Source organism: Stakelama sediminis (genome assembly GCF_014199335.1).
Lineage (GTDB): Bacteria > Pseudomonadota > Alphaproteobacteria > Sphingomonadales > Sphingomonadaceae > Sphingomonas > Sphingomonas sediminis.
Map to the genome: position 1 here is coordinate 430,228 of NZ_JACIJI010000001.1, position 22,896 is coordinate 453,123.

The window sequence follows — 22,896 nt, forward strand, 5'->3', positions numbered from 1 at the left end:
ATTTTCCATGACGACAGCCTCCGGTGGCCCCACAATCCTGGGTGTAGACGTTTTCTGGGTAGCGACGCTGCTCGCGGCAGTGGCAGCGGGCGCAATGCTGGTTGCCCTTTATGCCGTGACCACGGTTCGCAATCCGATGTCAAAACGCGTCAAGGCGCTTAACGACCGGCGCGAACAACTGAAGGCCGGTATTACCGCCTCCACGTCGAAACGCCGCGCCAAGCTGGTTCAGAAGAACGAGACGACCGACCGCATCCGCGCCCTGCTCAATTCACTGAAAGTGCTGCAGGACGATCAGGTCAAGGCTGCGCAGATCAAGCTGATGCAGGCCGGTATCCGCAACAAGGATTATGCGGTCGCGGTGATTTTCGGCCGGATGGTGGCACCGATCGTGCTGGGCGGGCTGATCATCTATCTGGTGTACGGTACCGACATGGTTGCGACCTGGAGCCCGCTCAAGGCCTATGGACTGGTCGCCGGTACGCTGATCCTGTCGTACAAGGCACCCGACATCTATCTGAAGAACAAGATTACCAAGCGGTCGGATGCGATCCGCAAGGGGCTTCCCGATGCACTTGATCTGCTGGTGATCTGTGCAGAAGCGGGCCTTACCGTCGATGCCGCATTTGCCCGCGTCGCGCGCGAACTGGGGCGTGCCTATCCCGAACTGGGTGAGGAATTTTCGCTGACGGCGATTGAACTCGGCTTTCTAACCGACCGGCGACAGGCATTTGAAAATCTCGCCATGCGCATCGACCTCGACGCCGTGAAAGGCGTCGTGACAACGATGATACAGACGGAGAAATACGGTACGCCGCTCGCCTCCGCATTGCGCGTTCTGTCGGCCGAATTCCGCAACGAGCGCATGATGCGCGCCGAGGAAAAGGCGGCCCGCCTGCCCGCGATCATGACGGTGCCGCTGATCCTGTTCATCCTGCCGACGCTGTTTGTCGTCATTCTGGGCCCGGCGGCCTGTTCGATCAGCGATCAGCTCATTCATCGCTGATGCGTTTTCAGGGGGCCGGGAACGCTGGTCCCCCGATAACCGTTATCTTCCCGTATCAATCGGGAGACGGATATCGTGCACGACATGCTGTTTCAAACACCGACCCAGTTTCTGCTGCTGGCGCTGGCGATTATCGCGGGCTGGTTTTTCGGTCTGGCCAGCCATCCCGGCGGACGCAAATGGCGCGATCGCTATCGGACGCTGGAGGCCGAACACAAAAGCTATCGGCTGGAACAGGAAGCCGCAATCAAGGAACGCGATGCCCGCATTCGTGAGGCAGAAGCCGAACGCGACCGTATCGCCAGGGCTTCCCCGGTTGCCGCGTCCACCGTTACCGGACGCGCCGTGACCGAAGATCGCCCGGCAAACCGGGGCGGCTGGTTCGGCTGGGGCCGCGACAATCTGTCGCGCATTCGCGGTATTGACGAGGCCGACGAAAAGGCCCTGCACACCGAAGGTATCAAAACCTATGCCGCCATCGAGGCGCTGAGCGAAAGCGATGCCAGCGCACTGGAGGAAAGGCTGGGCATGGCACGCGGACGCATCGCCAATGAACGCTGGCGTGAACAGGCCGCGATGCTGCGTGAAGGCCGCGAAGAAGAGCACAGGCGCGATTATCTGTAGGCGTTTCGGCGCGCCGCTTTCCTGTGCCATCCTTCAGCTCTTGCATAGCAAAGACATTTTATTGATAACGTTCTCAAAAATCGTAACGGATGGAGAGAGCGATGGCATCGGAGCAGGATAGCGGCACGGCACGGCGGTCCGTATTGGCAGGACTGGCGGGTGCAGGCGTAGCCGCCTCATTGAACCTGCCGGTACGCGCCCATGCGGCAACCGCATCCGATCCCGACCTCGGCCCCAATGTCCTGATTGTCGATCCCGCAATGCCGGCCGACATGGTCCAGACGCGGCTGAACAGCATCTTCCAGCAGCAGGAAAGCGCGCATTTCACCGATGCGCGCTACGCGGTCCTGTTGAAGCCCGGTCGGCACAGGCTCGACATCAATGTCGGCTTCCTTACGCAGATCGCGGGTCTGGGCGCGATGCCCGATGACGTGACGGTCGATGGTCACGTCCATGTGGAGGCGGACTGGAACCATGGCAACGCCCTGGTCAATTTCTGGCGTGGGGCAGAAAATATGGCGGTTCGGCCGCCGGACGGCAAGGATCGCTGGGCGGTGTCGCAGGCCGCCCCCTATCGCCGGATGCATCTGATGGGCGATCTGGCACTCGACGACGGCGGATGGTCGAGCGGCGGCTTCATGGCCGATACGAAGGTAGACGGCACCATCCATTCGGGTACGCAGCAACAATGGTTCACCCGCGACAGCAGCATCGGCGGCTGGCAGGGGTCGAACTGGAACATGGTCTTCGTCGGCGTCAATGGCGCGCCGAAAACCAGCTTTCCCGAACCGCCCTATACGACCATTGCGACCACGCCGGTCATTCGCGACAAGCCCTTTCTCTACGTCACGCAGGCAGGATCGTGGGAAGTATTCCGCCCCGCCCTGCGCTATACGAGCAGCGGCCAGAGCTGGGCTGACGGGATGCCGAAAGGCACATCGGTACCGCTCACCAAATTCCTGATCGCCACGCCCGACATGGCGGTCAGCCGGATCAACGCGGCGCTTGCCGCCGGACGGCACCTGTTGCTGACACCGGGCGTCTATCGCCTGTCGCAACCGATCCGCGTCACCCGCCCCGACACCATCGTGCTGGGCCTTGGCCTTGCCACCCTGCTCGCCGAAAAGGGCAGCACCGCGATGGTGGTCGACGACCTGCCCGGCGCGACGGTTTCCGGACTGTTGTTCGATGCCGGCCCCGTGGAGTCGCCGATCCTACTGCAAATCGGGCAGCGCAACGCATCGGGCGACCACCGCGCCAATCCCATCTCACTCCACGATGTGTTTTTTCGGGTCGGCGGCGCGGCACCGGGGCTGGTCGATACCTGTCTGGAAATCAACAGCCATCATGTCATCGGCGACCATCTGTGGATCTGGCGGGCCGATCACGGCGACCGCGCGCATCACCGCGTCTTTGTCGGCTGGAAAGAAAATCGCGGCAATCAGGGGCTGGTCGTCAACGGCGATGACATCACCATGTACGGCCTGTTCGTCGAGCATTTCGAAAAATATCAGACCCTGTGGAACGGCGAACGCGGGCGCACCTATTTCTACCAGAACGAACTGCCCTACGACCCGCCCAGCCAGGCCGCCTATATGGCCGGGAAAACGCGCGGATGGGCTGCCTACAAAGTTGCCGATCATGTCGACCATCACCTTGCCGTCGGCATGGGGATCTACTCGAACTTCACCGCCGATCCTTCGATCGTGCTGGAAAGCGCCATCGAAGCGCCGAAAAAGCCCGACGTGGTGTTTCGCGACGTAACCACCATTTCGCTGGGCGGCGGCATGGGAACGATCGAACACATCGTCAACGATACGGGGGCAGCAGCGACCAGGGGTGCCATTCGCCAGACGCTGGTACGCTATCCGCCCGGTTGAGGCCCGTTGCGATTATGCGACCGGGCGCAGGGTAAAATGACTTTGCGGATTGCGTAGGCAGGGGGAGAAACGATAAACGGGAAAGGCGTCAGACATGAAACCGACGCAATGCCGCGTATTGCCAGACCCTCCTGCTGCCGAAACCGCCTTGCCCGCTTATTCCGCCGCCTCTCCGGATCGAGGTTCCCCTTTTCAACCCGTTACATCCGCGTATCGCAAGGTGCGCGACTGGCTGGACTCGCGCTTTGGACAGCGCGCGGCGGGAATGCTGCTGGCGCTGCTGTGCGAGGCGTTGCTGGCATTGCTGCTGCTCAGCCTCGCAGCACCCCAATTCCATCACAAGGCGAAAGAAGCGCCGGTCCTGAGCTTCTACACACCGAAACAGGCGCCCACGCCATCCGAAGCGGAGCAGACCCCGAAAACGGGCAGGCAGGAAAAGCCCAAGCCGGTGCAGCATCAGCCGCAAACCACGCCGCAGCCCGCTCCTACACCACCCAAACCGGCGCCGAAGCCCGAACAGACGCCAAAGCCCCTGCCCTTTATCCAGTTGTCGACCGACCAGATGGCATCGACCGACATTACCAATGCCAGGCCGGTCAAGCATGCCCCTCCGGCAAAACCGTCGGGTGGCACCTATGGCCCGGTGGCCGACCCGTTACTCGCCAGCGCCTCAGACAGCGGCGACAGCAAGCGCGTGGGCACTGCCCCCAACGGCGCGCCTCTCTATGCCGCGCGCTGGTATCGTGAACCGACGAACGAGGAACTGGCGGGCTATCTCTCGACCGCACGCGGCCCCGGCTGGGGGCTGATCGCATGCAAGACCGCACCGAATTACCGCGTCGAGGATTGCGTCAAGGTCGACGAATATCCCGAAGGATCGGGGCTTGCCCGCGCGGTGCTCGCCGCTTCATGGCAATTCCGCGTCCGCCCTCCGCAGATCGGCGGCGTCCCGCAGATCGGCGACTGGGTGCGCATCGAAATCGACTATGAGCGTAAGGAAGTACGGTCCTACGGAAAATAGGGACGTGCAGCGCTGAACGGCTTTGCCTACTTGGCTGGATTGCTTCGTCACCTGCGGCTCCTCGCAATGACGGCACCGCTATCGTCATTGCGAGCGCCATAGGCGCGTGGCAATCCAGCAACGCTATACCCCGGCGAGCGCACACGGCACCCGCCGGGAGGACGGTCATCCTTTATTCAACGCCGCCTGCGCCGCCGCCAGCCGCGCGATCGGCACGCGATAGGGCGAGGCGGAGACATAGTTGAGTCCGGTCTTCTCACAGAATGCGATAGAGGCCGGATCGCCGCCATGTTCACCGCAAATCCCCAGCTTAATATCGGGCCGGGTCGCACGTCCGCGTTCGGCGGCAATCTCGATCAGTTCGCCCACGCCCTCGACATCCAGACTGACGAACGGATCACGCGGGTAAATCCCCTTTTCGACATAGGTCGACAGGAACCGTCCGGCATCGTCGCGGCTGACGCCCAGCGCGGTCTGGGTCAGGTCGTTGGTGCCGAAGCTGAAAAACTCCGCCGTCTCCGCGATCTTTCCGGCCATCAGTGCGGCACGCGGCAGTTCGATCATCGTACCGACCAGATAGTCGATGGTGCGCCCGCGCTCCTCGAACACGGCCTTGGCGGCGGCGACCACCACCGCCTTCATCAGGTCGAGTTCCTTCTTGGTCGCGACCAGCGGGATCATCACCTCAGGGATGGGTGCCTCGCCCGATTTATCGGCGACGTCGCACGCGGCTTCGAAAATCGCGCGCGCCTGCATCTCATAGATTTCGGGGTAAGTGACGCCCAGACGGCAACCGCGATGGCCCAGCATCGGGTTGAATTCGTGCAGCTCACCTGCGCGGCGCTTGAGCGTTTCGACATCGACGCCGGTCGCCTTTGCCACTTCGGAAAATTCCCCATCCTCATGCGGCAGGAATTCGTGCAGCGGCGGATCGAGCAACCGGATCGTGCAGGGCAGGCCCGCCATCACCTCGAAAATCTGGGTGAAGTCACCGCGCTGTTCGGGCAGCAGCTTGTCGAGCGCGGCACGCCGCTCCGCCTCATCTTCGGCCAGAATCATCTGGCGCACGGCGGTAATGCGTCCGGCATCGAAGAACATATGTTCGGTACGGCACAGGCCGATACCCTCCGCGCCGAAATCGCGCGCGGTCTGACAGTCAGTGGGCGTTTCGGCATTGGTACGGACCTTCAGCCGCCGCCCCTTGTCCGCCCATTCCATCAGCGTGCCGAAATCGCCCGCCAGTTCGGGCTGCACCGTCGGCACCGCCCCCACCATCACTTCACCGGTCGCGCCGTCGATGGTGATGATGTCTCCTTCCTTCACCTCGCGGCTGCCGACGCGCATCACGCCTTCCTTGGCCTTGATCGAAAGCGTGCCCGCGCCGGAGACGCAAGGGCGTCCCATGCCGCGCGCGACCACGGCGGCGTGACTGGTCATCCCGCCGCGTGCGGTCAGGATGCCCTTTGCCGCGTGCATCCCGTGAATATCTTCCGGCGAGGTTTCGATCCGCACCAGAATTACCGCTTCACCGTTCGCGGCGGCCTTTTCGGCCGTATCGGCATCGAACACCACCTTGCCCGACGCCGCGCCGGGGCTGGCCGGTAACCCCTTGGTCAGCACGTCGCGATGCGCTTCGGGGTCGAGCGTGGGGTGCAGCAACTGGTCGAGCGCGGCCGGATCGACGCGCAGCACCGCCTCATCCTGCGAAATCAGCCCCTCGCCCGCCATGTCGATCGCGATCTTCAGCGCCGCCTTGGCCGTGCGCTTGCCGGTGCGCGTCTGCAGCATCCACAGATGCTCACGCTCCACCGTAAATTCGATATCCTGCATATCGCGATAATGGTTTTCGAGCTTTGCGAAGACCTCCGCCAGCTCGGCATAGGTGGCGGGCATCGCCTCTTCCATGCTGAGCGGCTTCGCGCCTGCCTTCGCGCGCGCGGCTTTGGTCAGATATTGCGGCGTACGGATGCCGGCGACGACATCCTCCCCCTGCGCGTTGATCAGGAATTCGCCGTAATAGCCTTTCTCCCCCGTCGACGGATCGCGGGTGAAGGCAACGCCGGTGGCAGAGGTTTCGCCCATATTGCCGAACACCATCGCCTGCACATTGACGGCGGTGCCCCAGTCGCCGGGAATGTCGTTCAAGCGGCGATAGACCTTGGCGCGTTCGGCATTCCACGATCCGAACACCGCGCCGATCGCGGTCCAGAGCTGGTCGTTGACGTCCTGCGGGAACGGCTTTTCCCACATTTCCTTCACCAACTCCTTGTACTCATCGACCAGCGCGCGCCAGTCCTTCGCCGTCATCTCGGTATCGAGATTGTAGCCGCGATCTTCCTTGGCGATTTCCAGCGCTTCCTCGAACCGGCCATGGTCGAGGCCGAGGACGACGTCGCAATACATCTGGATGAAGCGACGATAGCTGTCCCAGGCGAAGCGTTCGTCATCCGCCTTTTTCGCCAGCCCCTCGACCGTTTCGTCGTTCAGGCCGAGGTTGAGGACCGTGTCCATCATGCCCGGCATCGACACGCGCGCGCCCGAACGCACCGACACGAGCAGCGGATCGGACGGATCGCCGAACGTCTTGCCGGTGATTTTCTCAATATGTGCAACGCCGTCGGCGACTTCTTGGCGCAGGCTGTCGGGAAAGGTCTCGCCTTCCTCATAATAGCGGGTGCACATTTCGGTCGAGATGGTGAAACCGGGCGGCACCGGCAGTCCGATCGAAGCCATTTCGGCAAGGTTCGCCCCCTTGCCGCCGAGCAGATTCTTGTCCCCGCTCCCGCCTTCCGAAATTCCGCCGCCGAAGCGGTACACATATTTGGTCATGGTCGTCCCTGCTGGTTTCGGTGCTCATTTCCGGGGAGGAAAAACAAAGCGCCTTCAATGGCCTGAGTGAACGATGAACGTACTGCCCCTATCCTTCGATCCGTGAAAAATCGGCAACATTGTGCACTGCGGCACGCATCCGGGCAAGCAGCGCAAGTCGGCTACTCCGTTTGTCAGCATCGCTGTCGTTGACGGTAACGCTCTCAAAAAACGCATCGATCGGGGCGCGCAACGTGGCGAGCGCAGCCATCGCGCCTTCGAAATCCTCCGCCGCAACCGCCGCCTGCGCGCGCGGCTCCGCAGCATCGAGTGCCGCGATCAGACCGGCCTCGGCCGGTTCGGGCGTGTAGGACAGCGCCGCACCCGTCATGCCGGCGGAAGCTGGCATCGCTCTCGACTCTGGTTCCCCTTCATCGCCCACGATCCCAGCTTCCGCTGGGATGACGTTTTCTTTTTTGAGGATATTCGCCGCACGCTTATACCCGGCGAGCAGGTTCGCCCCGTCGGGCGTCTCCATAAACGCCTGCAACGCCTTCACCCGCGCGAGCAGGCGGACGAGATCGTCCTCACCCCCAAGCGCAAACACCGCATCGATCAGGTCATGCCGAACGCCAGCCTCGCGCTGCTGCACCTTGAGGCGGTCGGCGAAGAAGGCCAGTAGACGACGAGCCAACTTCGGCCAGTGATCCTGCATTTTGAATGCAGAGACCACCTCGGTCATGCCGTTATCAGCTAGCGTCAACTGGGCCGGCCCAACATCGGTATTTAAAGCCGCTTTGAGACGAGCGATCCAGTCGTCTCCAACCCGCTCACCCCTCAGTCCCTCAACTAGAAATTTGTTCAATTCCGGTCGATTTGCGACTGCTTGATCCATAACCTGGTTGAAGCGCTCTTGCCCTGATTGAAAGAGCGCGGAACGAAGTTTCGTGCTGATGTTATTTGCGACTAACAACGAAATGACAGCGAGGGCCTGGCGTCGAAGGGCAAATGGATCTTTCGAGCCGGTAGGAGCCTCGCCGACCTCAAAGAAATTATAGATCGTATCCAGCTTGTCCGCCAGCGACACCGCCACCGTCACGGGAGCGGTGGGCACGTCATCGCCCTGCCCGACCGGCTTGTAATGGTCGCGGATGGCTTCGGCGACGCGCGGGTCTTCGCCCTGGGCGAGCGCGTAATAGCCGCCCATCAGCCCCTGTAGTTCGGGGAATTCGCCGACCATGCCGGTGACGAGATCGGCCTTGCACAACCGCGCCGCGCTTTCGGCGAGATCGGCCAGCGCCTCTTTCGTCATGCCAGCGGAAGCTGGCATCGCTTGCGGCTCTTGACCCGCGCTTTCGCCAGCGACCCCAGCTTTCGCTGGGGTGACGATATCGGATTCAACCAGCCAGCGTGCCAGCTTCGCGACGCGCTCGACCTTGTCGGCGACGGTGCCCAGCTTTTCGTGGAAGACGATCTTTTCCAGCTTGGGACGCCAATCCTTCAGCTTCGTCTTCAGATCGGTGTCATAGAAGAATTTCGCATCGGACAGGCGCGCCGCGAGCACCTTGCGGTTGCCCGCGAGGATCTTCTCCCCGCCATCCTCGGCATCGATATTGGCGACGCAGATAAAGGCGTTGGCTAATCCTCCCCGCCCCGGGGAGGTGGCAGGCGCATCAGCGCCTGACGGAGGGGGCGTGCCGCCGGACGCAGCGTTCGGGGATGCCCCCCTCCCCCGTCCTTCGGACGGTCCCCCTCCCCGTTCCGGGGAGGATTGGCACACGAAATATTTCTGGTTCACGCGCGCGGTGAGCTGGATCACCTCGGGCGGGACTTGCAGAAACGCCTCGTCGAAACGACCGAGCAGCGGCACCGGCCATTCGGTCAGCCCGGCATTTTCATAGAGCAGACCTTCATCCTCGATCAGCGTCAGCCCGGCCTTTTGCGCGGCCATTTTCGCGCCCAGTGCAATTGTCGCGCGGCGTTCGGCGCCATCGACGATGACATGCGCCATGCGCAGCTTTTCGACATAATCGTCCGCCGAACCGATGGTGATCGGTTGCGGATGGTGAAAGCGATGGCCGACCGTCGTCGCCCCGCTCGCAATGCCGGCAACTTCGCACGGCACGACATCGCCGCCGAACAGTGCGACGATCCCCTGCAACGGACGCACCCAGCGCAGGCTTTCGGTCGACAGCGAGGCTTCGCCCCAGCGCATCGATTTGGGCCAGGGAAAGGCATGGACGACCGCCGGAACAGCCTCGGCCAGCACGTCCGCCGTCGCACGCCCCGGCTTATCGAACACTGCGAAATAGGTCGCGCGGCCCTTTACATCGCGCACCTCAAGCTGGTCGCGTGCCACACCCGCCTTACGGCAAAAGCCGTCGATCGCGGCATCGGGCGCACCTTCGGGCGGACCTTTCAGTTCCTCCGACACCGCCTCGGTCGCGTCGGGCAGGCCACGCGCGATCAGCGCAAGCCGGCGCGGCGTGGCATAGGTGGTGACGGCACCCGCCTTCAGCCCCGCCTTGTCCAGTTCGGCCGAGAACAGCTTTTCCAGATCGGCGCGCGCGCGTTCCTGCATCCGTGCGGGAATTTCCTCCGACCGCAGTTCGAGAAGAAAATCGCTCATACCGTCCACCCCGGAAACTTCGCTTCCCATTCGGGCGTCTTCTTCGCGATGAATGCCTGACAGCTTCCCTTCGCCAGATCGCGCACACGGCCCATATAGGCCTGCCGTTCGGCGACCGAGATCACGCCGCGCGCCTGTAACAGGTTGAAGGTGTGGCTGGCCTTGATCGCCTGTTCATAGGCGGCGATGGGCAGTCCGGCATTCAGGCAGTTCTCGCACTCCGCGGTCGCCTTCCGAAACAGGTCGAACAACCGTTCGGTATCCGCAACCTCGAAATTCCAGGTCGACATCTGGCGTTCATTCTCCAGGAACACGTCGCCATAGCTCACGCCGCTGTCGTTGAACGCCAGATCGTACACATTGTCGACATTCTGCACATACATGGCGAGGCGTTCGAGGCCATAGGTCAGCTCGCCCGCCACCGGTTTGCAGTCGAACCCGCCCATCTGCTGAAAATAGGTAAACTGGGTGACTTCCATGCCGTCGCACCAGACCTCCCAGCCCAGCCCCCATGCGCCCAGTGTCGGGCTTTCCCAGTCATCCTCGACAAAGCGGATGTCATGCCGGGTAAAATCGATGCCGATCGCGGCGAGACTGCCCAGATAGAGGTCCTGCAAGTCGGACGGGCTTGGCTTCAGGATCACCTGATACTGGTAGTAATGCTGCAGCCGGTTGGGGTTTTCGCCATAGCGGCCATCGGTCGGACGGCGGCACGGCTGAACGAACGCGGCGTTCCACGGCTCCGGCCCCAGTGCGCGCAGCGTGGTGGCGGGGTGAAAAGTGCCCGCGCCCATTTCCATGTCATAGGGTTGCAGGATGACGCAGCCCCGCGCACTCCAATAGTCATGGAGCGTCAGGATCATGCGTTGAAAGCTGGGGGCGGTTTCGGCCACGGTTCGATTCGGCTCTCTGTCGCAAAAAACGGTATGAAAACGCTGGCCGCTTTGGCGCATGGGGGGCATCGGGTCAATGGCAGCGCGCATTGCCGCTTCCCAACTGTGGATCGGGCGCGATAGGCAGAGGCGATGACCCGGTTCGCCAGATTCCTGCTGTTGCTGCTCGCCTTTCTGATCATGGGGCTGGGCGCATCGCCGCACGCAATGCTGGCGCGACCGGCGCTGTGGGCGGTACGCGATGCCGATACCACCATCTATCTGTTCGGTACGGTGCATTTCCTGCGCCCCGAACAGGTCTGGTTCAGCGGCAAAATTGCGGATACTTTTGCACGTTCCGACCGGCTGGTGCTGGAAGTACCGCCGCCCGACCGGCTGGCGACCCAGCGGATCGTGGCGGAACTGGGCGAATATCCCGGCCCGGAACTGCGCGATCATCTGTCGAAACAACAGCTTGCTATATATGAAGGGGCGATGGCGAAACTGGGGATGCCCCCCGACGCGCTCGACAATGACCGGCCATGGCTGGCATCGCAGGCGCTGGGCGTGAAGCCGCTCGAACAGGCGGGATATCGGTTGAGCGCGGCACCCGAAACCATATTGGCCGATGCCGCAAAGCATCGGGGCAAGCCGGTTTCGGGGCTGGAAACGATGCGGTTTCAGCTTGGCCTGTTCGCGGCCCTGCCGCCAGCACAGCAGAAATATATGCTGATACGCGCTGCGCAGGGCCTACCCGATGCGGTCACGAATATGGATGCGACGGTGCAGGCATGGGGCCGGGGCGACGTGATCGGAGTCGGCGCGGCGCTGAACCGCGAACTGGGTGCGCTGCCGCCGGATTTTTCCAGCGCCATCCTTACCGACCGCAACCACCGCTGGGTCGGCTGGATTCGCCATCGCATGACGCAACCCGGAACGCTGTTCGTCGCGGTCGGCGCAGGCCATCTGGCGGGTCCGCAATCGGTGATCGCACAATTACGTGCAGCCGGACTAACGGTTCAGCGGCTGCAATAGGTTCAGTCTCCGCTGCTTTCGATCACCGCGGTCGCATAGGGCGATACCGTGGCCCAGCCCATGCTGGCATAAAGCGGCTGCCCCTCCTGACTGGCGACCAGTACATGACGCGAATCGGGCGACCGCCGCGCCGCCGCCAGTTCCGCCATCACCGCACGCGCCAGCCCAAGACGGCGAAAATCGGGATTGGTGACGATCCTGTCATAGGCATAGACGCCTGCGGTTTCCGCCGCATAGCCGCTCGCCGCCAGCGTGCCGTCTTCGTGATGCACCGTCACGCTGACGACATCACCATCGCGATGTTGCGACAGGATGAAGCCATCGGGCGGAATGCCCGGCCCGATCGGTGCCTCATCGCGCGTCATCCAGTATCCGGTGGGAATCAATGTCCAGCGCGGCCCCGTCAGTTCGCCCAGCGCCTGCGTCGTGGCACAGAGTTTCAGAAAGATTCGCGGCTGCACTATGCTGTCGGCCAGCGCCGTAATTTCCGGCGAGGGTGCGGCAAAGAAATAGCGCCGAAACTCGACTGGCGAATTGGTATCCACCCGCCAGCCTCCATGATCGGCGACCGGTACGGGCAGCGCGCGCGACACCGACCGTGCCACTGTCCAGCCGTGAAACAGGTCGGGATCGACCGCACTGTGCATATGTGTCATTGCGCCGCCTTTAGCAGCTTGCGCGTCGACGCAAAGCTTCAACCTTGCTAATTCGCGCGCAGACGCCTATAGGCGCGCTCTTTCCGGCCATGGTCATCCCTGGAGGCGTGGGCGGGAAAGCATTGAAACCATTTATACGCATTCGGAGAAATCAGCATGAGCGATCAGCTTACGCTTAACGCCGAGACGCGTGACCGGGTTGGCAAGGGAGCCTCCCGCGCGCTTCGTCGTGAAGGCCGTGTACCCGCCGTTCTGTACGGCAACAAGAAGAACCCTGTGGGCGTCCATGTTGAGGAACGCGCCCTGATGAAACTGCTCGGCACCGGGCATTTCATGAACTCGGTCATCATGATCGACACCGGCGACGGCAAGCCCGTGCGCACCCTGCCCAAGGATGTTGCGTTCGACGTCGTGACCGATCGTCCGATGCATGTCGATTTCCTGCGCATCTCCGAACATGCCAAGGTTACGGTCAACGTGCCGGTCGTGTTCGTCGAGGAAGAGGAAGCACCGGGCATCAAGCGCGGTGGCGTGCTGAACGTCGTTCGTCACGAACTGGAGCTGGAAGTCGATGCCGCCAGCATCCCCGACCAGATCGAAGTTTCGCTCAAGGGTCTCGATGTCGGCGATTCGGTTCACATTTCGCATGTGAAGCTGCCCGACGGCGCCAGCCCGACCGTCACCGACCGCGACTTCACCATCGCCACCCTGGTTGCTCCGTCCGCGCTCAAGTCGAGCGAAGGCGACACCACCAAGGATGGTGAAGAGGGCGAAGCGGAAGCGGCTGCCGAAGAAGGTACCGCAGAAGAATAAGCCGGATAGCGTCCGGGCGATTGCGCCGGGATATGCTGTTCACGGGGCCGGTGACGGCGGTGCTCATACCGTCCTCCCGGCCCCGTTTTCATTTGTGAAGGAAAGGCGACAATGCAGCTTTGGGCAGGACTGGGTAATCCGGGGCCGCGACATGCGATGCAGCGGCATAATGTCGGCTTCATGGCGGTCGATGCCATTGCCGAAGTGCATGATTTTTCCCCCGCGAAAAAGCAATTTCAGGGCTGGACTCAGGAAGGGCGCATCGGCAGCGAAAAGATCGTGCTGCTGAAACCCGCCACCTTTATGAACGACAGCGGGCGTTCAATCCGTGCGGCGCTGGATTTCTACAAGCTGGAAACAAGCGACGTCACCGTCTTTCACGACGAACTCGACCTCGCACCGTTCAAGGTGAAGGTGAAAACCGGCGGCGGGGCGGCCGGACATAATGGCCTGCGCTCGACCGATCAGCATATCGGGCAGGACTATCGCCGGGTTCGCATCGGCATCGGTCATCCGGGGCATAAGGACCGGGTGCACGGCTATGTGCTGGGCAATTATGCCAAGGCGGAGATCGAGGATCTGAGCGACCTGCTGGGTGCGATCGCGGCAGAGGCGGACTGGCTGGCGAAGAAGGACGATGTGCGCTTCATGAACGATGTCGCCTTGCGGATGCAGCCGCCCGCCTGATCCAGAAGGTCAGTCGCGCCCGATGGCGAGACGGCTGAGCGCTGCGCAATCGGCGTCGGACGCATAGGGATCGTCGCTACCGAAAATCGCCTTGCCGACGGCTTTCAGAATATTGCCGAACGACTTGGTCTTGTGCGGCACGACGATTTGCGGATTACGGATCGTGCCATTGAACTGCACCAGTCCCGGCACGCGCAACACACCCTTGTCCTTGGGCGCACCTGCCAGCCGGACGTTGATCTGCTCCGTCGGAAAGCGCACCGCCCCCGATCCGCGCGACTGGCTGATCCCGGTGTCGATCACCAGCGGATCGACCGTACCCAGCCCATTATGCATCTTCAGCCGCACCGCCGCGCATCGCAATGCCGACCGGTCATCATCGCCCGTCAGAATCTTCTTGCCGATATCGAAACCGATCAGCGCGGCAATCTTGGTGGGCATCGATCCCGATCGCGCAACCGCACCGATACTGCCATCGGCATTGCCCACCGCTTCCCGAATCGTGCTGCCCGTACCGGTCAGGCGGATACGCGCCTGCACGCTGCCGTCCACGTCCTTCGCTTCTCCGCCCGCCAGTTCGGTGATCGTGCCGTTGGTCAGATAGAGGTTAAGCGTGACCTTCGGCTTGGGCGGTCCACCACGCTGATCCACCACCACCTTGCCGGTAATGTCGCCGTGTTTCAGCCCGATATGCAGCGGTTCGACCGTCAGGATACGATGGTCAAGCGACAGAACGCCGCGAATGCTGGTCAATGCCGAGGAACCGTCGGAAGAGACAAGCCGGTCGACATCAAAAGCGATGCGTCCGTCGGTTTTGCCCATCTTCGTCATATTGACGCGGGTATCGGGCACCAGCTTCGCGCCATTTGCCTGCTTCAATGCCTGTGCCTTCGCCAGTCCCGCATCGCTGGCCAGATCGTCGAAATTCAACCGGGTGAAATGCACGTCGCCGTCCAGTTCGGTACGCCCGCTCACCTTGCGCGCGGTGACCTTGCCGGAAAGCGGGCTGTTGCCGATCTTCCCGGTCAGCTTTTCGACGATCCAGCGATCGGGCTGTCGCTCGACATCGGCATTCAGATCGACCGGTTGCGTACCGAACAGCCCTGCCTCGATTACCCGGTCGACACGCTTCAGATTGTCGGCACGCGCGCGCATGTGAAATCGCATATCGTCGATTTTCAGCGGCCCGGCCATGCTGCCATGCGCGTGCAGATTGAGCAACTCGCCGGTCATCCGCGCGTCGAACGGCCAACGCTGCCCCGACCGCATAGCGCCGCCACGTGCAGAAACGTGCACATCGGCGCCGTTGACCTGCCCCTGTCCCTCTGCAAGCAGTCCCTTATCCGGATCAATGGCCACCGCGATAAGGAATTGCCGCTTCTGTTTGGCGTCGCGATAGCGAATGACCGCATCCCGCACGGCCACACCGGCCATGTCCGCCAGACCGCCTCCCGATGACTGGTCCGACCAGTTCTCCCGGCCCTGTGCATTGCGCACAAGATCGAGCCGCACACCCTGTGCCGACACCAGTTCGGCATGGAAATCACCGACCAGAAACGACAGCGGATGCACCCGCACGCGCAGGTGCCGGATGGTCGCCAGCATCCCCTTGCCTACCCAGCCCGGCTGCGCCACGCGCACATCGGTCAGGTCTACGACGGGGCTGAACGAAAACACCTGCTCCCGATGGATGGAGGCGATCCGGGCGGGGCTATTGAAAGACCGGCTCAGCGTATTTTCGATCTCACCCCTGAATCGTCCGAAGGGAAACATCGCCACGCCGAGCAGGATCAACAGGACCAGTCCTGCTACCGCGATAGCCAATGCACGCACGCGGCGGGACTGAAACACTGCCATCCTGAATGGACGACCCGACGCGACGAAGGTTCCGCCAAAATGCTTTCGCTGTCAGTTTTCTGCGGGGGCCTCCCACAATTCGATCGGATTCCCCTCCGGATCATGGATGCGCGCGAAACGGCCGGTTTCGGGACTGTCCCATTCCTCACGGGTTTCAATGACGATACCGGCGGCGTTTAGCTGTTCCAGCAGCCCGTCCATATCCTCGACCCGCAGGTTGAGCATGAATGCCTTGTCGGTGGCGAAATAGCCGCTGTCGGATGGGAATGGTGCAAACACGACCGGGCCGCCCTGCGCCATCCAGCACCATTCATTGACGTCGCCCGCGCCTTCCGCGACGCAGCCCGCGCCGACACCCAGATGGTCCTGATACCATTGCGATAATGTTTCAGGATCGTTTGCACGAAAGAACAATCCGCCGATGCCGAGAACACCCATTGCCTTTCCCCTCGTCCATCCCCAGTCTTGGTCGGGCATAATAACCGCAAAGGCTTGTCGCGCCTAATGGCCATTTTCGTGACCCGACGACACGCATGATCGATTCGCTTCTCGTCAAACTGGCGCTGATCGGCGTGATCGGCATTGGTGCGCAGTGGATCGCCTGGCGTACCGGGCGACCGGCGATTGCGCTGATGCTGGTCGCAGGTATTCTGGCGGGGCCGGTGTTTCAGATTATCGTGCCCGAACGCGACCTTGGCCATTTGCAGGAACCGATCATCAAACTGGCGGTCGCCGTCATCCTGTTCGAAGGCGGGTTGAGCCTGAATTTCAAGGATTTGCGCCACGCCGGATGGCCCGTTCTGCGCCTTGTCATCTTCGGCGTACCGATCGGCTGGGCGCTCGGCGCATTGGCGGCGCGATACGGCGCCGGGCTGGGCTGGGAAGTCTCCCTGTTGTTCGGCGGCATATTGGTGGTGACGGGCCCGACCGTCATCGGCCCGATGCTGCGTACCCTGCGCCTGCCCCCGCGGGTCAGCGACACGCTGCGCTGGGAAGGCATCGTCAACGACCCCATCGGCGCGCTGCTCGCGGTCGCGATCTTCGGCTATATCACCTATCTCGGCCCGGACACCGGCATCGGGCCGGTCGCCTTCGACATCGGCATTGCAACCGTAGCGGCGGGCGTGATCGGCGTGGCGCTGGGCTTTGCCGTCACCTGGCTGTTTCCGCGTGGTTATGTGCCCGAATTCCTGAAATCCCCGGTGCTGCTGATTACGGTAATCGCCGGCTTCGTTGTTGCCGATATCATCAAGCATGAAACCGGCCTCGTCACCGTCACGCTGATGGGCGTGGTGATGGCCAACCGCCCGATCCACTCCACGCATCTGCTGCGCCGGTTCAAGGAGGATCTGACCGTCCTGCTGATCTCCGGCGTGTTCGTCATCCTGTCGGCGTCGCTCGACTGGCATACGCTGGAGGCGTTCCGCGCACGCTTCGTGATCTTCCTCATCCTGCTGCTGTTCGTGGTCCGCCCGGTGACGGTGCTGGTCAGCCTGCTGGGGTCGAGCATGCCCTGGCGTGAGCGGTTGTTCATCGCCTGGATCGCGCCGCGCGGTATCGTCGCGGTGGCGATCACCGGCCTGTTCGCGATCCGGCTTAGCCAGTATGGCATTCCCGACGCCGATGCGCTGGTACCGCTGAGTTTCGGTGTCGTCATCGTCACCATTCTCGCGCACGGTTTTTCCGCCAAATGGGTATCGAAACGGCTGGGCATCGACCGCGGCAAGGGCGAAGGCGTGCTGATCGTCGGTGCAAACGACTGGACGACCGCGCTGGGCGTCTATCTGAAGGATATGGGCTACCCCGTCACGATCGCCGACACCTCCACCTATGCGTTGCGGCGGCCGCGGCGACAGGAACTGGCGGTCTATCGCGGCGATATTCTCGACGAGGTGACGCAGGATCATATCGACATGGGCCAGTTTCAGCAGATGCTCGCCGCTTCCGACAACGATGCCTATAACGCGCTGGTCTGCGCCGATCTCGGCCCCGAAATGGGATTCGAACGGATGATCCAGACGGCACCGGGAGAGGTGCGGCGCGGCGGTGTGCCCTCACGCGGGCGCGTATTGCTGGAAAGCCGCCGCTCCATCGACGACCTGCAACGCCTGATGTCGGAAGGCTGGAGTTTCGGGCGCACGCGCATCACTGAGAAATTCAGCTTTTCCGACTATCGCGAGCGGTTGCCGGAAGGAGGCGAGCCGGTGGCGGTACGCCGAGAGGATGGGGAACTGGAATTCTTTTCCGCCGGACAAAAGCCCTTTGTCGAGGAAGATGATCAGATCATCAGCTTTCTGCCACCCGAACCCGAAGCGGAGAAGGCCGCCCGCAACGAAGCGCGCGCCAGCGAGGCTAAAGCCGCGAAGGCAACCGCCGATGCCAGGGCGGAACAGGAAGAACGAGACACGGAACAACAATAACGCTGCGCAAGTTACGCCGCTGCCTGCACATCCGGCTTATCGGCAGCCTTGGCCAGACGCCGCTCCAACGCCTTCAACCGCCCGCTATTGACGATCTTGTCGTTCAGCAGGTCGGTGACGTAAAAAGTATCGACCGCGCGTTCGCCATAGGTGGCGATGTGCGCCGAATGCAGCGTCACCTTCGATTCGAACAGTGCCTGCGCCAGCGCATTGAGCAGCGCCGGACGATCGCGGGCATTGACCTCGATCACCGTGAACCGGTTCGAGGCGCGATTGTCGATCAGGACGTTGGCGGTAATGTCGAACGCCTCGGCACGCAGCCGCGGCAGGGGCTTGCGGCGCAGTCGCTCCGTCATCTTTGCCCGGTTGGTCAGCGCTTCGGTAATCGCCTGTTTCAGACGCTCCAGTTGCCCGGCATCGTCGAACGTGCCGCCCAGCGGGTCCTGCACCAGAAAATTGTCCAGCGCCCTGCCCTCACGTGTCGTGTGGATACGCGCGTCGATGATGTTGCCGCCCGCCGCATGGATCGCGCCGGCGATGCGATAGAACAGGCCGGGATGGTCGGCCGCCGCCACCGTTACCAGCGTGGCGTCATTATCGTCCTGCACCACTGCGTCGATGGCCAGAGGCGCGTCTTCGGCGGCATCCAGCATCCGGATATTGCCTGCGATCACCTCGACATCCTCGGCAATCCAGTAGCTGTCGGGCAGCACCCGGCACCAGTGACGCAGGCGGTCGCCATCCAGACCGAGCAACGCGCCCAGTTCCTCCTGCTTGGCAGCGATCCGCTCGCCGCGTCCCTTTTGCTTGTGGCCGAGGCGCAGCACCTCTTCGGCCGATTCGTATAGCGTGCCGAGCAACTGCCGTTTCCAGCCGTTCCACACGCCGGGACCCACCGCCCGGATATCGACGATGGTCAGCACCAGCAGCATCATCAGCCGCTGCGGGCTTTGCACCTGTTCGGCGAAATCCAGGATCGTCTTGAAATCGGCCAGATCGCGCTTGAACGCGGTCGCCGACATCAGCAGGTGATAGCGCACCAGCCAGGCGACGGTTTCGGTCTCTGCGGCCGTGAGGCCAAGTCGCGGGCACAGCCGCTCCGCCACCTCCGCCCCCAGAACCGAGTGATCGCCGCCACGCCCCTTGGCGATATCGTGCAACAATACCGCGACATAGAGCGCGCGGCGCTGCACGATCTTGTCGAACAACCCGCTGGCGAGCGGATGGTCCTCCTTCAATTCGCCGCGTTCGATCCTGCTGAGCAGCCCGATGGCACGGATCGTATGCTCATCCACCGTATAATGGTGGTACATGTCGAACTGCATCTGCGCGACGACGCGGCCGAAATCAGGCATGAACCGGCCGAACACACCCGCTTCGTTCATCCAGCGCAACACGGTTTCGGGGTCGTTCTTCGATGCGAGGATATCGAGAAACAGCGCATTGGCGCGTTTGTTGTCCCGCACATCGTCGACCAGCTTGGCATCGCGGGAAGCAGCGCGCATCGCCAGGGGGTGAATTTCCAGCCCGTGCTGTTCCGCCAGCGCAAAGATTTCGATCAGCCGAATGGGCTTTTGCGCGAAATAATCGTCCGATGGGAGCGCAAGTCGCCCACGATCGAGCACAAACCCTTTCAGCTTGCGGGGCTTTCGGCGCAGACGCGGCAGGCCGAACCGCCGCCCGCGCGCCGCATATTTCTCGTCGAGATGCGCCAGAAAGATACCGGTCAGATCGCCGACACGCTTCGCCTGCAGGAAATAGAACTGCATGAACCGCTCGACCTTCGACTTGCCGGGCCGGTCAGCATAGCGCATCCGCTCGGCAATCTCGCGCTGGACGTCAAAGGTCAGCCGTTCCTCGGCACGCCCGGTAATCAGGTGCAGGTGGCAGCGCACCGCCCAGAGGAAATTTTCCGCGCGGTTGAACTGGCGATATTCGTGTGCGTCGAACAGCCCGGTTTCCACCAGATCGGCGGCACGGCGGACATTATAAGCATATTTGCCGATCCAGAAGAGCGTCTGCAGGTCGCGCAGCCCCCCCTTGCCCTCTTTCACATTGGGTTCGACGACATAGCGGCTGTCGCCCATCTTCTGGTGCCGTACCTCGCGCTCCTCCAGCTTGTCGGCGATGAACTGACGCGCGGTGTCGGCCTGTACATCGGTGCGAAAACGATGCGCCGCCTCGTCATACAGCTCGGTATCGCCCCAGACATAGCGCGCTTCCAGCAGCGCGGTGCGGATCGTGACATCCGATTTCGCCTGACGCACCATTTCATCCAGCGAGCGTGAGGAATGGCCGATCTTCAGCCCCAGATCCCACAGCGCATAGAGCATGGATTCGATGACCTGTTCGGACCATGCAGTCTGCTTCCACGGGGTCAGAAAGCCGATATCGACATCCGAATGCGGCGCCATCTCTCCCCGGCCATAACCACCGACCGCGATCAGCGTCATCCGTTCGGCGGCGGTCGGGTTGTTGTTGGGATACAGCCGTTGCAGCGTGAAATCCCATAACAGGCGCAGAATCTGGTCGATCAGGAACGCCCCCGACGCGGCGGTGGACAGCCCCGCCGACGGATGTTCCATGAACCGTCGCTCGATCTCCGCCCTGCCCTCGGCCAGCGCCTTTTTCAGGATCGCGGTCGCCGCCTGACGCAATTCGGCTGACGGAGCTTCGGGCAGCGCCGTCAGTTGATCGCTCAATGCGCGACGATCGATAATCCCCCTGCGCCGGGGAATCGCATTGATCCGGTCCGACATGGTCGCCGGTTTGGACAGGGACGGGTCGCGCCTCACCGGGATGGATCAGGCTCCGTCGGGCTTTTTGGCGACGCCCACCAGCGCGGGACGCAACAGGCGGTCGTTCAGCATATAGCCGCTCTGGATTTCCTGCACGATCGTGCCGGGTTCGGCATCCGCACTCGGCACTTCCATCATCGCCTGATGCCGGTTGGGGTCGAGGGGCTGGCCCTGCGCCTCCACCTTGACGATGCCGTGACGGGTGAAGACGGTTTCCAGTTCGCGGCCCGTCGCCTCCAGCCCAGTAACCAGCCCCTTGAACTTCGCGTCCTCGCGCATGTCCTGCGGGATTGCGGACAGCGCGCGGATCAGGTTGTCGGACACCGACAGGATATCGCGCGCAAACTGCGTCACCGCATAGGCGCGTGCATCCGCCACTTCCTTTTCGGCGCGGCGGCGAACATTCTGCGTATCGGCGCGCGCATAGAGCACTTCCTGCTTCTGCGCTTCCAGATCGGAGCGCAGCCGCGCCAGCTCTTCGGCAACCGCATCATGCTCGGCCACTTCGGGGGCTTCGCTTGCGGTTTCCTCGCGCAGGGTTTCTGCCTCGTTCGTCGCTTGTCCGGCGATCTTGTCGTCTTCGTTCATGCTATTACCGTTCTTAGTGTCTGGAATTTCGTTCAGCCGAGCAGCCGCGCCACGGTTGTGGCGGTGAAGTCCACCATTGGCACAACCCGCGCATAGTTCAACCGTGTCGGACCGATTACCCCCACTACGCCGACCACCCGTCCGTCCATCGCGCGGACCGGCTGGGCGATCACGGAGGAGCCCGACAATGCAAATAGTTTGTTTTCCGATCCGATAAAGATGCGCGTCGCATCGCCTTCACGCGCACTGTCGAGCAGACGCGCGATCTCACGCTTGCCCTCCAGCTCGTCGAGCAACTGGCGCACACGGTCCAGATCGTCGGTCGCCGCCTCGTCGAGCAACCGCGCCTGCCCGCGCACGATCAGTACCGGTCGGTGTTCACCATCCTCGCTCCACATCGCAATACCGCGTTCGACCAATGTGCGTGCGGCACTATCCAGCGCAGCACGTTCGGCGGCGATTTCGCGTTCGATCCGGCTTCGTGCTTCGGCCAGGGTCACGCCGTTCAAACGCGCGGTCAGATAATTGCCCGCCTCGACCAGCGCTGATGGTCCCATGCCGGACGGCATGTCGACCACCCGGTTTTCGATCGACCCGTCATCGCCCACCAGCACGGCCAGCGCCTTATCCTGCGACAGCGGCACAAAACTGAACTGGCGCAGCACCGGCTCTCGCTTGGGCACCATCACCATGCCTGCACAAGCCGAAAGACCCGACAGCGCGGCGGTGGTGTTGGCCAGCGCCTCTTCGATCGACCCGGCCGCTCCTGCGCGCTGTTCGATCGCCGCGCGTTCCTCCGCACTCGGCTCCAGCGCCTGCATCATCCCGTCGACGAACAGGCGCAGCCCGACATCGGTCGGCATTCGCCCCGCACTGGTATGCGGCGCGGCGAGCAGACCCATTTCCTCCAGATCCTGCATCACGTTGCGGATCGAGGCGGGCGAGAGATTGAGACCGGAAATCTTGGCGATCGTGCGCGATCCCACCGGCTGCCCCGAATCGAGATAGGATTCGACCGTGATGCGAAACACATCGCGGGCGCGGTCAGTCAGTTCAAGGATCGGCGGAATGTTCATCGCCGCCAATTTAGGTATCGTTACGCCATCGCTCAACGGCTTTGCTGTCCTTCCCCTTTAATCCTTCATGCAACATCGCTTGCCACTGGCGCGTTGGCGTTCACGGCGTTAGGTGCCCGGTCAACA

At 62.5% G+C, this 22,896-nt stretch carries 17 protein-coding genes; 8 read left to right on the forward strand and 9 right to left on the reverse strand.

The window, feature by feature from the left end; all coding sequences use genetic code 11:
• Window positions 1-7: 7 nt before the first annotated feature.
• The 4 genes from FHR23_RS02175 (at window position 8) to FHR23_RS02190 (ending at window position 4,531) form a co-directional block, all read left to right on the forward strand.
• Window positions 8-1,006 (forward strand): type II secretion system F family protein, encoded by a 999-nt coding sequence (locus FHR23_RS02175; RefSeq protein ID WP_184001283.1) that lies wholly within the window; start codon window positions 8-10, stop codon window positions 1,004-1,006.
• Between the two features lie 75 nt (window positions 1,007-1,081).
• Complete coding sequence (locus FHR23_RS02180) at window positions 1,082-1,630, forward strand: hypothetical protein (RefSeq protein WP_221227323.1); 549 nt, start codon at window positions 1,082-1,084, stop codon at window positions 1,628-1,630.
• Window positions 1,631-1,731: 101 nt separating this feature from the next.
• Window positions 1,732-3,510 (forward strand): adenylyl cyclase, encoded by a 1,779-nt coding sequence (locus FHR23_RS02185; protein WP_246359659.1) that lies wholly within the window; start codon window positions 1,732-1,734, stop codon window positions 3,508-3,510.
• Window positions 3,511-3,604: 94 nt separating this feature from the next.
• Window positions 3,605-4,531 (forward strand): hypothetical protein, encoded by a 927-nt coding sequence (locus FHR23_RS02190; RefSeq protein WP_246359660.1) that lies wholly within the window; start codon window positions 3,605-3,607, stop codon window positions 4,529-4,531.
• Between the two features lie 165 nt (window positions 4,532-4,696).
• Here FHR23_RS02190 and ppdK read toward each other — a convergent pair whose 3' ends face one another.
• The 3 genes from ppdK to FHR23_RS02205 all read right to left on the reverse strand — a co-directional run bounded on the left by ppdK (window position 4,697) and on the right by FHR23_RS02205 (window position 10,831).
• On the reverse strand, window positions 4,697-7,360 hold the full coding sequence (ppdK, locus tag FHR23_RS02195) for a pyruvate, phosphate dikinase (protein ID WP_184001285.1): 2,664 nt from the start codon (window positions 7,358-7,360) through the stop codon (window positions 4,697-4,699).
• Window positions 7,361-7,448: 88 nt separating this feature from the next.
• On the reverse strand, window positions 7,449-9,968 hold the full coding sequence (locus FHR23_RS02200) for a glycine--tRNA ligase subunit beta (protein ID WP_184002130.1): 2,520 nt from the start codon (window positions 9,966-9,968) through the stop codon (window positions 7,449-7,451).
• Complete coding sequence (locus tag FHR23_RS02205) at window positions 9,965-10,831, reverse strand: glycine--tRNA ligase subunit alpha (protein ID WP_184002129.1); 867 nt, start codon at window positions 10,829-10,831, stop codon at window positions 9,965-9,967. Before FHR23_RS02205 ends, FHR23_RS02200 begins: the two co-directional genes overlap by 4 nt.
• A gap of 162 nt (window positions 10,832-10,993) precedes the next feature.
• Between FHR23_RS02205 and FHR23_RS02210 the strand changes: the two genes are divergently transcribed.
• On the forward strand, window positions 10,994-11,875 hold the full coding sequence (locus tag FHR23_RS02210; protein ID WP_184001286.1) for a TraB/GumN family protein: 882 nt from the start codon (window positions 10,994-10,996) through the stop codon (window positions 11,873-11,875).
• Between the two features lie 2 nt (window positions 11,876-11,877).
• On the opposite strand, the gene FHR23_RS02215 is transcribed toward FHR23_RS02210, so the two are convergent.
• Window positions 11,878-12,531, reverse strand: a complete 654-nt coding sequence (locus FHR23_RS02215; protein WP_184001287.1) for a GNAT family N-acetyltransferase — start codon at window positions 12,529-12,531, stop codon at window positions 11,878-11,880.
• Between the two features lie 156 nt (window positions 12,532-12,687).
• Between FHR23_RS02215 and FHR23_RS02220 the strand changes: the two genes are divergently transcribed.
• Window positions 12,688-13,344: a 50S ribosomal protein L25/general stress protein Ctc gene (locus tag FHR23_RS02220; protein WP_184001288.1), complete on the forward strand. Its 657-nt coding sequence runs from the start codon at window positions 12,688-12,690 to the stop codon at window positions 13,342-13,344.
• Window positions 13,345-13,455: 111 nt separating this feature from the next.
• The gene (gene pth / locus FHR23_RS02225) at window positions 13,456-14,031 is read left to right on the forward strand and encodes an aminoacyl-tRNA hydrolase (protein ID WP_184001289.1); all 576 of its coding nucleotides are present in this window, start codon (window positions 13,456-13,458) and stop codon (window positions 14,029-14,031) included.
• A 9-nt stretch (window positions 14,032-14,040) separates the two neighbouring features.
• On the opposite strand, the gene FHR23_RS02230 is transcribed toward pth, so the two are convergent.
• Window positions 14,041-15,882, reverse strand: a complete 1,842-nt coding sequence (locus tag FHR23_RS02230) for an AsmA family protein (protein ID WP_184001290.1) — start codon at window positions 15,880-15,882, stop codon at window positions 14,041-14,043.
• A 57-nt stretch (window positions 15,883-15,939) separates the two neighbouring features.
• Window positions 15,940-16,326, reverse strand: a complete 387-nt coding sequence (locus tag FHR23_RS02235; protein WP_184001291.1) for a VOC family protein — start codon at window positions 16,324-16,326, stop codon at window positions 15,940-15,942.
• A gap of 95 nt (window positions 16,327-16,421) precedes the next feature.
• Between FHR23_RS02235 and FHR23_RS02240 the strand changes: the two genes are divergently transcribed.
• On the forward strand, window positions 16,422-18,308 hold the full coding sequence (locus FHR23_RS02240) for a cation:proton antiporter (RefSeq protein ID WP_184001292.1): 1,887 nt from the start codon (window positions 16,422-16,424) through the stop codon (window positions 18,306-18,308).
• An 11-nt stretch (window positions 18,309-18,319) separates the two neighbouring features.
• Here FHR23_RS02240 and FHR23_RS02245 read toward each other — a convergent pair whose 3' ends face one another.
• The 3 genes from FHR23_RS02245 to hrcA are packed head-to-tail and all read right to left on the reverse strand — an operon-like array spanning window position 18,320 to window position 22,770.
• On the reverse strand, window positions 18,320-21,067 hold the full coding sequence (locus FHR23_RS02245) for a [protein-PII] uridylyltransferase (RefSeq protein WP_184002131.1): 2,748 nt from the start codon (window positions 21,065-21,067) through the stop codon (window positions 18,320-18,322).
• A gap of 45 nt (window positions 21,068-21,112) precedes the next feature.
• Window positions 21,113-21,694: a nucleotide exchange factor GrpE gene (gene grpE, locus FHR23_RS02250; RefSeq protein WP_184001293.1), complete on the reverse strand. Its 582-nt coding sequence runs from the start codon at window positions 21,692-21,694 to the stop codon at window positions 21,113-21,115.
• A 32-nt stretch (window positions 21,695-21,726) separates the two neighbouring features.
• On the reverse strand, window positions 21,727-22,770 hold the full coding sequence (gene hrcA, locus FHR23_RS02255) for a heat-inducible transcriptional repressor HrcA (protein ID WP_184002132.1): 1,044 nt from the start codon (window positions 22,768-22,770) through the stop codon (window positions 21,727-21,729).
• Between the last annotated feature and the right edge of the window lie 126 nt (window positions 22,771-22,896).

What these genes read in the sequence shown, in the direction of transcription:
- FHR23_RS02205 (WP_184002129.1), bottom strand. Translation starts at nt 10,831, where the DNA reads ATGATCCTGACGCTCCATGACTATTGGAGTGCGCGGGGCTGCGTCATC.
- FHR23_RS02220 (WP_184001288.1), top strand. Translation starts at nt 12,688, where the DNA reads ATGAGCGATCAGCTTACGCTTAACGCCGAGACGCGTGACCGGGTTGGC.
- FHR23_RS02215 (WP_184001287.1), bottom strand. Translation starts at nt 12,531, where the DNA reads ATGACACATATGCACAGTGCGGTCGATCCCGACCTGTTTCACGGCTGG.
- grpE (WP_184001293.1), bottom strand. Translation starts at nt 21,694, where the DNA reads ATGAACGAAGACGACAAGATCGCCGGACAAGCGACGAACGAGGCAGAA.
- FHR23_RS02190 (WP_246359660.1), top strand. Translation starts at nt 3,605, where the DNA reads ATGAAACCGACGCAATGCCGCGTATTGCCAGACCCTCCTGCTGCCGAA.
- FHR23_RS02175 (WP_184001283.1), top strand. Translation starts at nt 8, where the DNA reads ATGACGACAGCCTCCGGTGGCCCCACAATCCTGGGTGTAGACGTTTTC.
- pth (WP_184001289.1), top strand. Translation starts at nt 13,456, where the DNA reads ATGCAGCTTTGGGCAGGACTGGGTAATCCGGGGCCGCGACATGCGATG.
- FHR23_RS02200 (WP_184002130.1), bottom strand. Translation starts at nt 9,968, where the DNA reads ATGAGCGATTTTCTTCTCGAACTGCGGTCGGAGGAAATTCCCGCACGG.
- FHR23_RS02240 (WP_184001292.1), top strand. Translation starts at nt 16,422, where the DNA reads ATGATCGATTCGCTTCTCGTCAAACTGGCGCTGATCGGCGTGATCGGC.
- FHR23_RS02210 (WP_184001286.1), top strand. Translation starts at nt 10,994, where the DNA reads ATGACCCGGTTCGCCAGATTCCTGCTGTTGCTGCTCGCCTTTCTGATC.
- ppdK (WP_184001285.1), bottom strand. Translation starts at nt 7,360, where the DNA reads ATGACCAAATATGTGTACCGCTTCGGCGGCGGAATTTCGGAAGGCGGG.
- hrcA (WP_184002132.1), bottom strand. Translation starts at nt 22,770, where the DNA reads ATGAACATTCCGCCGATCCTTGAACTGACTGACCGCGCCCGCGATGTG.
- FHR23_RS02235 (WP_184001291.1), bottom strand. Translation starts at nt 16,326, where the DNA reads ATGGGTGTTCTCGGCATCGGCGGATTGTTCTTTCGTGCAAACGATCCT.
- FHR23_RS02245 (WP_184002131.1), bottom strand. Translation starts at nt 21,067, where the DNA reads ATGTCGGACCGGATCAATGCGATTCCCCGGCGCAGGGGGATTATCGAT.
- FHR23_RS02185 (WP_246359659.1), top strand. Translation starts at nt 1,732, where the DNA reads ATGGCATCGGAGCAGGATAGCGGCACGGCACGGCGGTCCGTATTGGCA.